Annotated in this window: 9 protein-coding genes; 2 read left to right on the top strand and 7 right to left on the bottom strand. The window is 38.2% G+C overall.

The genetic code is table 11. The features are described from left to right. Positions 1–50: 50 nt before the first annotated feature. The 4 genes from SRRS_RS02650 to SRRS_RS02635 all read right to left on the bottom strand — a co-directional run bounded on the left by SRRS_RS02650 (position 51) and on the right by SRRS_RS02635 (position 5,054). The gene (locus tag SRRS_RS02650; RefSeq protein ID WP_371365975.1) at positions 51–1,307 is read right to left on the bottom strand and encodes an OFA family MFS transporter; all 1,257 of its coding nucleotides are present in this window, start codon (positions 1,305–1,307) and stop codon (positions 51–53) included. Positions 1,308–1,702: 395 nt separating this feature from the next. Continuing rightward, positions 1,703–2,530 (bottom strand): phosphoenolpyruvate hydrolase family protein, encoded by an 828-nt coding sequence (locus tag SRRS_RS02645; protein WP_371365973.1) that lies wholly within the window; start codon positions 2,528–2,530, stop codon positions 1,703–1,705. A gap of 12 nt (positions 2,531–2,542) precedes the next feature. Next, positions 2,543–3,760: a Tm-1-like ATP-binding domain-containing protein gene (locus SRRS_RS02640; protein WP_371365972.1), complete on the bottom strand. Its 1,218-nt coding sequence runs from the start codon at positions 3,758–3,760 to the stop codon at positions 2,543–2,545. A gap of 97 nt (positions 3,761–3,857) precedes the next feature. Then, positions 3,858–5,054 carry a phosphoenolpyruvate hydrolase family protein gene (locus SRRS_RS02635; protein WP_371365970.1) on the bottom strand — a complete coding sequence of 399 codons (1,197 nt, stop codon included), beginning with the start codon at positions 5,052–5,054 and terminating at the stop codon, positions 3,858–3,860. A gap of 732 nt (positions 5,055–5,786) precedes the next feature. Between SRRS_RS02635 and istA the strand changes: the two genes are divergently transcribed. Next, positions 5,787–7,337 carry an IS21 family transposase gene (gene istA, locus SRRS_RS02630; RefSeq protein WP_371363667.1) on the top strand — a complete coding sequence of 517 codons (1,551 nt, stop codon included), beginning with the start codon at positions 5,787–5,789 and terminating at the stop codon, positions 7,335–7,337. Further along, positions 7,327–8,103, top strand: coding sequence for an IS21-like element helper ATPase IstB (gene istB / locus SRRS_RS02625; RefSeq protein ID WP_371363668.1), 777 nt, complete (start codon positions 7,327–7,329; stop codon positions 8,101–8,103). Before istA ends, istB begins: the two co-directional genes overlap by 11 nt. 212 nt (positions 8,104–8,315) lie before the next feature. Here istB and SRRS_RS02620 read toward each other — a convergent pair whose 3' ends face one another. From SRRS_RS02620 to SRRS_RS02610, 3 genes are read right to left on the bottom strand one after another with little or no spacing between them, the layout of a single operon-like run. Next, complete coding sequence (locus tag SRRS_RS02620; protein ID WP_371365968.1) at positions 8,316–10,151, bottom strand: TnsD family Tn7-like transposition protein; 1,836 nt, start codon at positions 10,149–10,151, stop codon at positions 8,316–8,318. Positions 10,152–10,169: 18 nt separating this feature from the next. Next, positions 10,170–11,294: an ATP-binding protein gene (locus SRRS_RS02615; protein ID WP_371365966.1), complete on the bottom strand. Its 1,125-nt coding sequence runs from the start codon at positions 11,292–11,294 to the stop codon at positions 10,170–10,172. Beyond that, positions 11,282–13,156: an SIR2 family protein gene (locus SRRS_RS02610; RefSeq protein ID WP_371365964.1), complete on the bottom strand. Its 1,875-nt coding sequence runs from the start codon at positions 13,154–13,156 to the stop codon at positions 11,282–11,284. The genes SRRS_RS02615 and SRRS_RS02610 overlap by 13 nt, the downstream gene beginning before the upstream one ends. Positions 13,157–13,170 lie beyond the last annotated feature (14 nt).

Below are 13,170 nucleotides of genomic sequence, written 5' to 3'. Positions count from 1 at the left end.
GCCATACTTCCTTTTTTTTATTTGAAAAATTTTCTAATATCCTTAAAGTCTTATCCTTTAGTAATCTTAGTCTGAATTGCGTTTGTTTTAGGAGGAGCGGCCAAAACCGGCAAAATCAATGCCACTACTAGTGTTACGGAAGTAATAACCAATGCTTGGCTATAGTTGCCTGATGACTGACGAATACTAGCAAAAAGCATAGGGCCCATAATACCGGCGGCTCCCCAGGCAGTCAACATCCAACCGTAAATCCTTCCTACGTACTTTGTTCCAAATACGTCTGCAGCATAAGCCGGCATAGTAGCAAATCCACCACCGTAACAGGCATAAATATAGGAGCAAACAATAGTAAACATCATCATATCGCCAACACTGGAGAGGAAATAGAAAGCAACCGCCTGTGTACCAAACAGAATAAAAAAGACTGTACGGCGGCCTATTTTATCTGACACAGACGCCCAGAATAGTCTGCCTAAACCATTGATGATCGCAAAGATCCCAAGAATAGCCCCCGCTTGTTTTGCCTTTTCAGCAGCACTCATTGTACTTGGCATGAGGTCTTGTGCCATAGGCGAAGCCTGAGAAATTAACGCTATTCCAGCAGTAATATTTAAAAATAACATTGCCCATAGTAAGTAGAAGTATTTCGAATGAATTGCTTCTCCCAAAGTCATACCCGCTGAAGCTTTGCTCCCAGCCGGTGGTATCCACCCCTCAGGCACATAGTCAGCCGGCGGCTCAATCATTAACTGTGCTGCTGCAGTTACGGCTACAAGAAAAATACCTCCAAAGATATAAAATGTCATAGCGGTACCCATACTAGCAATCATTCCAGGAGAAAGCATAGTAAGTAATAATGACCCAAGACCAAATCCCATTACTGCTAATCCAGTAATAAGGCCGCGTTTGTCTGGAAACCATTTAACTAATGTAGCTATAGGTGTGATATATCCAAAGCCGAGACCTAATCCACAAACAAGACCATAACCAAGATATATCACTCCAAGTGAACCAATTTGGTCACCAAATCCGGTTATAAGTGTGCCTATACCAAAGAGAACACCGCCCATTGTAGCTACTATGCGTGCACCTTTAGTATCCAAAATATAGCCACCTATTGCGCTTGATATCGCTAAACACCCAATTGCAATCGTAAAAGTTAACGTAACATCAGAGTTACTCCAATTGTGTGCCGCCATCAACGGCTTCGTAAATACGCTCCACCCATAAACTGTGCCGAGGCAGATTTGCATAACAATTCCCGCTAAAGCAATGAGCCACCGATTAGGGTACTTTTTTCCGTCCATAAAAACTCTCCTTTCGAAGTATGGTCAACTCATGCATTCCCAACGGGAAACTAAAATAATATACATATTAGGGCAGCTAGACATCTTTTATACCAAGGGGTACATGTCCTTTCCCAATTAGTTACATGAGTCACAATGTCATTATAGACGGAAAATTCTTTATTTTATACTTCTACTTCCCGACAGGCATAAAGTCAAGGCTAAACTGTCGTTTTCAACTTCTGACGTGTCTATTAGTTTAAAATGAACTCCAACTATAGAAATATTTTCGTCCTGCGCAAAAGAAGCATGGTTTGTAACTTTTTAATTCCGAACAGAATTTGAAAAAGCACCGACGACCTGCAATAAGTCATCGGTGCTTTTTTAGTTCACGGCAAACACACCGGGGCATTTTTCTATTTTTTTATCGCCTTAAAAGCTTCCGTTTGTTGTTTAATTCCTACTTCGGTTGCAAACCGTTCAATGCTGGAAGCGCCAAAGAACCCCTCTACATTATGCGTTTTGGTAAGAACATATTGAGCATCTGCCGGTTCGGCAATGGGACCACCATGGCATAAGACAATGATATCTGGGTTAACTGCTTTACCTGCGTCACAAATCGCTTGCACTTTAGTCACACAATCATCAAGTGTTAATGCTGTTTTTGCACCAATTGTTCCTTTAGTGGTTAATCCCATATGGGCGACAAGAATATCAGCCCCGGCTTTAGCCATCTTGATAGCTTGCTCGGTGTCAAACACATAAGGTGACGTAACCAGATCAAGTTCATGAGCTTTTTTGATCATTTCCACTTCCTGGTCATAGCCCATACCGGTTTCTTCGAGGTTTTGGCGGAACACGCCATCTATAAGTCCGACCGTCGGGAAGTTTTGAACACCGGCAAACCCTTGCGCTTTTAACTCCTTCAAAAATACTTCCATAATACGAAATGGATCTGTTCCACATACACCGGCTAAAACCGGCGTATGTTTCACCACAGGCAGTACTTCCCTGCCCATTTCCACAACGATTTGATTAGCATCCCCATAAGAGAGCAATCCGGCAAGAGAGCCTCGCCCGGCCATTCTGTATTTTCCGGAGTTGTAAATTATGATGAGATCAACACCGCCGGCTTCGCCGCTTTTTGCCGATATTCCTGCGCCGGCACCTGCCCCGACAATAATTTTACCGGCTGCAATTTCCGCTTTTAATTTTTTTAGGATTTCACTTCTGGTTTGCAACATAACACATTCCTCCTATTTATTTCCGTTTTTTAACAATTCAATTAATTTGTTGGCGGCTGCGTCCGAAAATGCAGGATCATTAATATTGGCATCAATTTCAAGAATTTCAACCAGGGGATTGGTAATACTCTTTTTCAGAGTATTAAATAACATGGCATCCTCTTCCGGGCCATAAAACGGCTGGCCGGAAGCATCAATCATAGATACTCCTTTCAGCGGAAGAAGTAATGCCGCCTTAGATTGGCACATATTCAGCTTTTCTGCAATGGCTAAGCCCAGTTGTCTATTTTCATCAATAGTTGTTCGCATCAATGTAACGGTAGGGTTATGCTTATAAAAATTACGTCCCGTGTATTTTTCCGGAACAGAGGTAATTGGTCCGAAATTAACCATGTCTAAAGCACCGACCGACACTACTTGCGGTATACCTTTCAAAGCCGCCGCTTCCAGTCTTCGCTCTCCCGCCGCCATGTTGCCACCCATAAGTTCATCACACCATTCGGTTGTCGTGACATCAAACACACCTGCAAAATAGCCGTCTTTGATCAACCCTTCCATAGCTTTTCCACCTGCACCTGTAGCGTGGAAAACCAAAACTTCGTAGCCTTGACGTTCCAGGAATTCTCTAGCCTGATTAACACATGGTGTCGTCACACCAAACATGGAAGCCGCAATCAATGGTTTCTTTTCTACGGCTTTATTAACTTCAAATTTTACCATTCCGGCAATAGCTAATGCCGCATTGGTAAAAATCTTGGTGGAGATAGAATTTAAGCCTGCCACATCAACAATGGACGGGTACATAAAAATATCACTGGTTCCTACATACATTGATACATCACCGGCGGCCACTGTGGAAACCATAACTTTCGGAACACCGACCGGCAGCGCCCGCATGCCGGGAGTAACCAGTGAAGTCCCGCCGCTGCCACCACAGGAAATTATCCCATCGAATTTGCCTGCCGCGTAGAGTTGAGGCAGCAACTTCTCCAGCCCTCTGGAAAGTACATCGGTTGCTGTAGCTCGGTCTTTTCTTGCTGCTATTTCCTTAATATCGGCCCCTATCATACTGGCTATCTCCTCATTGGATACATCAACCGCCAGTTTTGGTTCAAAAACACCAGTATGAATCAAGAAAGTTTTTAAGCCCAAGCCGTGGATAATCTCTTGAATATAACTTAATTCTAGAGATTTCGAGTCAAAGGTACCGGCAATAGCAACTGTTTTCATACTAACCACTCCTAATCCCTTTTTTGTGGCGGAATTTTCCCACTAATTAAATAATACTATTTTTTCGTCATTACTTACATGTATGTTTGTCATATGTTCATGTTTTTATGTTCTGTTTGTAGGTTTCAGGAGACATACCGGTTAGTTTCTTAAATGTTTTGCTAAAATGTGCATAATCTTTAAATCCGACCATATTTGCTACTTCATTCAATTTGATATTATTGATCTTCATAATTTCTTTGGCTTTACTTATCCTAAACTGCGCTAAATACTCCGGAAAGGTCCGCCCCACTTCTTTCCTGAATAAACAACTTAAATGTGAACGGGAAATATGAGCCACGTTAGCAAGATCGGAAAATAATATTTCATGCATGTAATTGATCGCAATATATTCTTTAATGAACTCCACATAATCATAGTGATGTTTAACACCTTCAATCATTTTTACAAGCAGCTCATCTTGCGCAAGATAGCCTGTTTGTTTAAATGCTCTGGTTATATTGGTTATCGCATCCTCCGACGGTATTCTTTCAAACGAGGAACCACCGATATATCCCATGGTTGCGGTGTTATTATACATAAAATTCAGATCAAGCGGTGTTTTTACAGGTCCGCCATAGATCATTTTAATAGTATCTTTGCCTAATTCATCGCAAACATGAAAAATTTCATCGGCAATAACTTTGGCTGCCTGCAAAGACAAAACCTTCTTAGCGCCGGTAACTCCTCCCTTAGTAAGCCCGAAATGAGCGCAGATTAGGTCAGCTCCGGCCTGCAACATATCCACTGCCTGTTGGACATCAAATACAAAAGCCAAGGTAAATAAGTTTTTGCGATGGGCAATACGTATTGCCTCAACTTCGGTTTGAAAGGTAATACCACTTTCCTCCAGTGCTTCCCGGAATAGTCCGTCGAACATGCCTATAGTAGGAAAATTATTGATACCAGAAAAGCCATTAGCCCTTATTATGTCTATATATTGATCAAGGTCTATCGTTGGATCGGTCGCATTGAGTCCAAAAATTACAGGACTTTCTTTGGCTATTGGAATGATCTCTTTCATACCAAATTCCATCACCATTTCATTGCAGTTAGCATAAGGCAGCCAGCCTGCTAAAGAGCTTTGCCCCATTTGCCGGAAACGTCCGGAGTTTAGAGCGAGAAGGATATCGGCTCCGCCTTTCACGGCATACTTAGCGGTTAATCCGGCTCCAACGGCAACACCAATGATGTGACCGGTTACTCTTATTTGGGAGTTTAGCTTATGTAATAGTTGTTCACGCTCGAAAGCCATTTGGATTCCCTCTTCCCGCATAAGGCGAATTATATGTAATTCATTTAATATAGTATAAACCCCCCCGGAATATCCGAGAGGGTAGTTACTTTATTGGTCAAATTTGACAGCTATTATTGATAAAAATCAGCTATAATTAAATAGGACAGAGATAGCTCCTCTGTCCTAAACTGAATACAGGAGGTGACGCTATGTGGATTTCTCCACGAGTGATTGTCTGGTTGATTATCGCGCTCACGATAATCTTGCTTAAACCAGTGGCAATCACTGTTTGGCTCAAGTAGCCTCCAGTATTCCTAAGCCAAAACGCTCTGTTACCAGCAGGGCGTTTTGCTGTATTAACCTATGTTTATTATAACCGATTTATGCGAGATGTAAAAGTAAATTTTTACTTTTCATTTGCAATTACTTTTTCCATTCGGCTAAGACGGAGGTGGAAGATAGTTATTTTTCTTTTTGGTTGCGACTAATATCATATATTGAAAAAGGAAGTATAACCTTCTTCGACAGAAGGTTATACTTCCTTTACATTTAAATGTACTGAACAAATAAAGTTGTACACTATCGAGCTGAGTATTCCGGTCTCAAAGTCATCACCTGACCGGTGATTGGAAATCAGTATACCGACTAAATGGAAATCAACATACCGGCAAACAGAAATCAATAATTGCTTGTCCTATAATGAATTTATACATCGAATGATGTAAATTCATTATTAGGAGGGTCAAATTTATGACCAAGTACAGAGAAATCCTTAGGCTGACAAGCCTAGGATTCTCACAACGTAATATCATGCAAAGTTGTGGTGTTGCTCAGAAAACTGTCGTAAAGATTCAACGCCGTGCTAAAGAGCTAGGAATATCATGGCCTTTAGACGAATCAATGACCGACAAATCTTTGGAAAATTTGATGTTTCCAAAAGAACAGAAAAACTTTGGGAATAAACGACTCCCCGATTTAGTCCACACTCGTAAGGAATTGCTTAAAAATGGTGTAAGTAAAAAATTATTATGGACTGAATATTTAGAAGACTGCCGACTAAACGGCGATGAACCGCTTATGTACTCGCAGTTCTGCCATTACCTTTTGCAAGATGAGCAAAAACGTCGTGCTACGATGCATATTAGCCGCAAACCAGCTGAACAGGTCGAAGTAGATTGGGCTGGAGATCCAGCAAAGATTATTGATCCTGATACTGGTGAGGTTACTGAAGCTTATCTTTTTGTCGGTGTTATGACATATAGCCAGTACGCCTATGTGGAGGCTTTTATCAATGAAAAGCAGCGTGCTTGGATTACGGCTCATGTCCATATGTACAACTACTTCGGCGGTGTTGCAAAAATTCTTGTTCCAGATAACTGCAAAACTGCTGTAGTTCATACAAAAGATTGGTATACACCTAAACTTAATGTAACTTATCATGAAATGGCTGAACATTATGGCACTGCCATTATTCCAGCTAGGATTAGAAAACCTAAAGATAAAGCAAATGTTGAAGGTACTGTTGGCAACATTTCCACATGGATAACCGCTGCGCTTAGAAATGAACAATTCTTCTCTTTGGATGAACTTAATGCTGCAATCCGAGAAAAACTCGAAGCATTTAACTTAAGAACTTTTCAAAAGAAAGAAGGTAGCAGATGGAGCCTCTTCCACCACGAAGAGTTGCCTTTCCTAAGCCCCCTACCAGCTACCTTTTACGAACTGGCGGACTGGAAACAAGCCACCGTTCAGTTTAATTATCACATATCACTCGAAGGAATGCTATATTCTGTTCCATATGAATACATCAAACTCAAAGTCGATGTGAGGGTAACTGATAGAGTCTTAGAAATCTTTTACAATCACAATCGTATTGCATCTCATAAACGCCTTTACGGCCGCAAGGGGCAATACAATACTATTCTGGAACATATGCCGCCGGATCATCAGAAGTATCTAGAATGGAATGGAGATCGCTTTAAGCATTGGGCCAAAAAAATTGGGACTAATACTCATAAAGTCATTATTGCCATCCTATCCTCCAGCCGCGTGGAACAACAAACCTATAAAAGTTGCATGGGATTACTCAAGTTAGCCGAAAGACATTCAGAATCACGTCTTGAATCGGCTTGTGAGAAAGTTTTGAGCTACACAGCAAGTCCAAGTTATAAGAGTATCAAAAATATTCTTACCACAGGAATTAAAGAGAGCTTAAAACCAGGCACAGAGAATCCCCCGAAAAACAATTATGGCGTAACACGCGGTGCAAATTACTATGGAGGTAAAGGCAATGATAAATAATCCAACAATTGATAAACTTATAGAAATGCGTTTAACTGCAATGGCCGAAGCTTATCTGCAACAAGTCTCTGATCCTAAGATGAAGGAGATTGACTTCGAAGACCGTATGGGCATGGTGGTTGATATTGAATATACCAGAAGAAAAAACAATCGCTTGAATCGCCTCATTAAAAATGCTGAGTTTGAGCAACCGGATGCCAGTATTATGGGAATCAACTATTCATCAGGACGAAAAATCAACAAAGATTTGATCAAACGCCTTGCGACTTGCGAGTACATCGCAGAATTCAGAAATATTTTCATCACTGGTGCAACAGGCTGTGGTAAAACATATCTTGCCAATGCCTTTGGCATGGAAGCCTGTAAGCATTACTACAAAACACAGTATGTTCGTCTGCCGGATCTACTTCTAGATCTCGAACATGCAAGGGATGAAGGCACTTATAAAAAAGTAATGATGAAATACTCTAATCCCGTTCTTCTGATAATTGATGAATGGCTACTTTTGAAACCTACTCAAAATGAAGCAAAGGACATTTTCGAACTCCTTCATCGACGAAGAAAACGTTCATCTACAATCTTTTGTTCTCAATACAGGCATGAAGGTTGGTATGATCAACTTGGCGGTGATGCTTCACCTCTGGCTGATGCCATTCTTGATCGAATCGTTCATGATTCGTACAAGATAAATATCGAAAGCATTGATCCAACGAAAGATTTATCGATGAGAGAGGTTTATGGATTAGATAAACGACTAAGCGAATAAATTAAGGCATTGGACTACCAAAGTATGATTTCCAGTTCCGGACTCATGATTTCCTTGTTTCCGGAACTGCGATTTCATCGCACAAGAATATTCAGCTACATAACACCAGTGTTTTCGGTGATAACACAAATAAAGTCGTACACTAACACATTACTAATACTACAATGATTTTATAAAACCTGTTGTTATTCACAAATAAAGTTGTACACTACCTACCCTTTATCTCTAACACAAACTGTATTTATTAATTGTGTAACTTCCGTTGAATCGTCTTTTCGTATACCTGTCATGTGCCGAATACTATCTTCGGTAACTGTTTCTCCCTTATTAGTAAGCTCCTCTATTGCCCAATTAACACACCTGATTTGATATTCACTTCGAGATTCAACCAACGACTTTAATAATTCTAGCGACTTGGGATAACCACCACGATATTTCATAATTGTCCCTGCTTTTGCTATTTTTAATAAATTTCCCTTGGTTAAACGAAGAGGCTTTCCCTGCTGTTGCAAAATGTTCTTAGTAGCCGAGGTGATTTTACCGCACATAGCAACGTCTAGCTCTGCCCAATTCGTGTTCCTATATTCTGATGGAAGTTTCGTAGATGCCTCTGGCATAAAATGTTCAAACCATTCTCTATCATTCTTTCTTAGCCATTGAAATTCTTTAGTTGCTTCATCAAAAATTTGTTTTCTTGTTAAATTAGGTTTTTTTTCTAAAAGAAATAAAACAGTTTTACGATATGGTTCCTTTTTTGATATGTCTATATTATAAGTACGCGTTTTTATGGGCAAACCGTTCTTCACAAGATGCTTCGATATATCGAGTTTTTTAAGTACTTGTTTTTCCGATAGGTGTTCACGCTCTGAAATTTCCTTTACCTTGTTTTCAAATACGTGACCATAGGTAAGAATGGTTCGATACTGGTATTTATCAACTGTCCCAATATGCCGAGTATATTCAAACCCACACCCACATGAGAATACCCCATACCGAATGTTATTCGATTTTTTTAAAGTACATTTTTCAATAACACTTTTGTGATAATGGTCAGCTAAAGGATTTAAACAAACCCAAGGGGCATCTCCAAAGGGTTTATACTCCAAATCTGCTTTCTGGAATTCTTCAAAAGTTCCAAACAAAAATTCAGTAACCAACAACTGCTTAATAGGATGTCTAAAACACTTTCCCCTTAACGTTTTTATAAGCCAATTTTGTACTCCCTCTTCGATAGTACAACCAATATCTTTTAAAAACGCCTCACCATAATTGTGGGAAAAATCCATTCGAAGTCTTTCAATTTGTTTTCTGGCTCCTTCCCAACTGTACCCCAACTCCATAAGTCTTGCTTGATACTTTTGTTTTACGGATTCCAATTCAAAAATATCATTACAATTTAAGACGCTCCATGCATTAATGGCAAGTCGACAATGTTTTTCGAGAAATTCTTTACTCGCAATGGGGAATTTTTCTATTGTATACTTTTTATCCAACATTGATGCATCTAGTGCCACAAAGCCTCGTCGTTTCCCAGAATTATCCACAACCCCAGCCGCCTCGACATCATAAGTTATTTCCCTATGATGAGGACATACTTTTATTCCTGGAATCTGGTGTTCCCGATGCCAGTATGGCTCCCCATATAATTCAGTATCTTTCTCTGCACATTTTAGACAGAACCGTGGACTATTCCATTGCTTCGCTTTGTCATAGTCAAGTCCCGCAAAAGCAATTTTATCTGTTTTCCCCTTAGATAGCATGCTATGGTGCAACTCTTGAAACATTTCTTTACCAGAATACACTGCATACAAGTTGAAAAGCGTATGACCATCTATAATTTCCCCAGGAGTGTAAGAATGCTTTAGAGGGGTATTACTTACAAACTTTATGATATCATTTGGTAAACCATCAGGAGGAACAGCACTACTTTGGTAAATAATGTTCATAACTTGATTAAAACCAAATCCCTCAAGACGTTGAAAGTACCTGGCTAAAATGCTATACACTGTTTCGTTAGGATATGGAGTAGGGAAATACCCATTAATCATAGCATCGCTCCATCTATATTACGCCAAATTAGGAATTATTAAATCTGATACCTCACAACTATAAGAATTCTCTTCACTTTTAACTGCATCTAGCATTGGTTGAATTAGTTTCAAATTTTCCCGAATAACAGCTCTAATTAATTCAGGTGTGATTCTCGGCATATCGAGGTTAATTGCTCGTTGCTGTGCTAATATGTAACTTTTAACAGCTACCCAAGGTATTCCTATAGATTCTTGGTATAAAACGCACACAATTTCAGATGAAAAAGGCACAGTTTCTATAGTCCATTGAAATCTTAACAATGTTTCGACCAGTTTATTCCAATCATAGCCTTGCTCTACTCGATTCCAAACTAAATTTTTTTTACAACTGCTCCTTACCGATGGAATAAATTTTTTATATACAAGCTCATATGCTTTAGGTGTACCTATTAATAAGACTGGGATACCAATGTTATTGACCAATTGAGATAGAAACTGCAAAGCTTTTGTTTGTTCCTGCTCGGAAGCCTGTAACAAATGCTGTATTTCATCAATAACCAATAAGCCAAGACCATGAAGCCTTAATATTTTTGCGGTAAACGTCGCTAATCTTTCAGTTGAACACTTCTTAGGTAATAAACTCGCATATTCAGTTTGCAAGACATAATCTACATTATTAACGATTAGATTGCATAACCCTCGAAAAGAACCATCGTGAATACAATCGATATTAAGCCAAACAAGTTGACTAAGTGGAACTTTATACTTAAATTCATCTTCTAGATGTAAAACTTGTGTGAGAGAACTTAAAGCATGTTGAACAGATACAGATTTCCCCATCCCGCTAACACCAATCAGAGTCCCTCCCGATGCTGTAAGTTTTTCGTTTTGGTAAAAGTCAAGAAATCTATCTTGCCGAAATTTCAAAATATTATTAGTAGAATATGGGTTCCTTCCTTTATATCCTTCCCAAATTAAACATTCAACTAGTGTAATTAACTCGACTTGGAATGACAAAGGGGAATAAAGCATTTCCAAACGTTTGACACAATGAATCCGAAGATGTGAAGGTAAATCTTTCTCTGCTTCATTGAAAAGCACGTTTTCAAATTTATCAATTTTAGTGGGCAATTTCCATGACTGTTTTTTTAAGCTATCCATGTGAAATTCAATCCATTTCCTTTGCTCCCTAACACCAAAGGTATTGGTATTTCACCACGTCTATAAAACTCTATTACTTCCGTTTTATTAATTACATAAGCATCATTACAATTAACCTGACCTTCCTGTAAAGTAAATATCTTTCCAAATAGTTGTATTGGCTTTGGCTCTTTCATAACAAACTTTACTGCAAATCCGTCTTCTGAAATAATACTTTCAAAATCATCAATAGAAGGTGTAATCTTCATTGTTAAGTTATTTAATGTAAGCGTATTCTTTCTTATAGCGGCTAATATATAACTCATGTTATTTAAATCGTTCTCAGTTATTTCATTGATAGCATCGAAAACTACGCCAAAATACTTTTGAATTTCAAATAAATCTGAATAAAAACGTGACAAATACTTCACTTTATTTTTTAAGTCGTCTGCCACTTCTGTTGGAGAAGGTATGCTAGGTATCTTAGTACCGTCGTTACATAAAATTATAATTTCGTCTCCCTGTAGCCATTCATTTATGAAACTATAAATTTGTTTAGCTTCTATAACATCTATATTAGTGGCAGTTTCAAAATTAAAATCAGTATCACCACCGTCCATAACTTTAAGTTTATATGAAAGCAAAACATATTTGTGGTCAAAGTCCAATTGTATTAAGTATGGAGAGCAATAAATATTACCTTGAATATGATTTAAAGCTTGTCCGCTGTTCTTCAGCAAAAAAGAGCATTCAAATGTTTTCTTCGGAATTGCTTTTAATTCTAATTCTACATTTTCCACATCATTCACTATTGGTAATTCAAAACCTTTTAAATAAGTCTTAAGGCTTGAAATTGAACCTTTGCTTATTTTAACACTATTAAAATTCAATCCATGCATGAATGCTTGTAAATCTTCCATTGGTAACTGATTATCATTGTTAAATTTGATACTACCTTTTATTGCTGAGTCAGCACATTGAACAGATTCCAAGTATAAAGTTCCATCACTTTGTATATTAAAATTGGCATCAATATTATATTCGTGTAAAATATGACATACATCAGTATGATGTAAATATCCTCTTTGTAAATCCTCAATCATATGTTTTTGTATTTCTTTATGTATTATGGGTATAAATTCTTCACCCGTCATATTAATATATTCTATGTTCTTTTTAGCCAGGTAATCTTGTCTGTGTTTTGGCAGTCGTGGACTTACAAAATAGCATTTGTTGCGAAATCCACCGAGTTTATCATCTATAGCGGAAAATATACTTTTAACATTTTCGTCCTCCAAAGAGTATCCTATAAATAATATGGAATATTTCGCCAAAAAAGATTTTACGATAGACCATATCGGCTCATCTTGTTGAAAAGCAAAATGGTTTACATAATCTGTTTTTGTGATAATAATGGACTCAGGATATGAAAAATCACCGTGAATTTTATATAGTCTTACTTTATGTACATCAGTCGAAAATGGCAAAAGAAAACTATTGGGAATAACTATTAGCTTGTCCTTATAGGCTTGTTCGAATAAAGTGTCATAATTAGTTGTGATAATTTCATTAATTTGAGGTATTTGTCGTAGCATTTCATGAATGGATAAATCTTTAGGATTTATCATAATTTCTTTTTCAAGAATTTTTATTAAATCGTTTTTATTGTCAGAACGAAGCAAAACAAACTCTTCAGAAACATCTTGCAATGTTTTTGTAACGCTTCGTAATATATCTTTTTCCTCATCTGTGCTTTGATTAATTATAGCATTAACTAAAGTTAAAGCAGAAGGCATACCCGCATAGAGAGAAAACCCCGCACCAACCCATAAGATTACTTTTTTCTCTCTAATTTTCATTATTAATTCGGATATTTTATTCATAATGTTGTCCTCTC

Origin of the sequence: Sporomusa rhizae, from assembly GCF_041428845.1 — a bacterium.
Classification (GTDB): domain Bacteria; phylum Bacillota; class Negativicutes; order Sporomusales; family Sporomusaceae; genus Sporomusa; species Sporomusa rhizae.
The sequence above is the reverse complement of the archived record's forward strand: the minus strand, read 5'-3'. Positions and strand labels throughout refer to the sequence as shown.

Excerpts from the sequence above, each read along its gene's own strand:
- istA (WP_371363667.1), top strand. The coding sequence starts at position 5,787 with ATGACCAAGTACAGAGAAATCCTTAGGCTGACAAGCCTAGGATTCTCA.
- SRRS_RS02640 (WP_371365972.1), bottom strand. The coding sequence starts at position 3,760 with ATGAAAACAGTTGCTATTGCCGGTACCTTTGACTCGAAATCTCTAGAA.
- SRRS_RS02650 (WP_371365975.1), bottom strand. The coding sequence starts at position 1,307 with ATGGACGGAAAAAAGTACCCTAATCGGTGGCTCATTGCTTTAGCGGGA.
- SRRS_RS02610 (WP_371365964.1), bottom strand. The coding sequence starts at position 13,156 with ATGAATAAAATATCCGAATTAATAATGAAAATTAGAGAGAAAAAAGTA.
- SRRS_RS02645 (WP_371365973.1), bottom strand. The coding sequence starts at position 2,530 with ATGTTGCAAACCAGAAGTGAAATCCTAAAAAAATTAAAAGCGGAAATT.
- istB (WP_371363668.1), top strand. The coding sequence starts at position 7,327 with ATGATAAATAATCCAACAATTGATAAACTTATAGAAATGCGTTTAACT.
- SRRS_RS02635 (WP_371365970.1), bottom strand. The coding sequence starts at position 5,054 with ATGGCTTTCGAGCGTGAACAACTATTACATAAGCTAAACTCCCAAATA.
- SRRS_RS02615 (WP_371365966.1), bottom strand. The coding sequence starts at position 11,294 with ATGGATAGCTTAAAAAAACAGTCATGGAAATTGCCCACTAAAATTGAT.
- SRRS_RS02620 (WP_371365968.1), bottom strand. The coding sequence starts at position 10,151 with ATGATTAATGGGTATTTCCCTACTCCATATCCTAACGAAACAGTGTAT.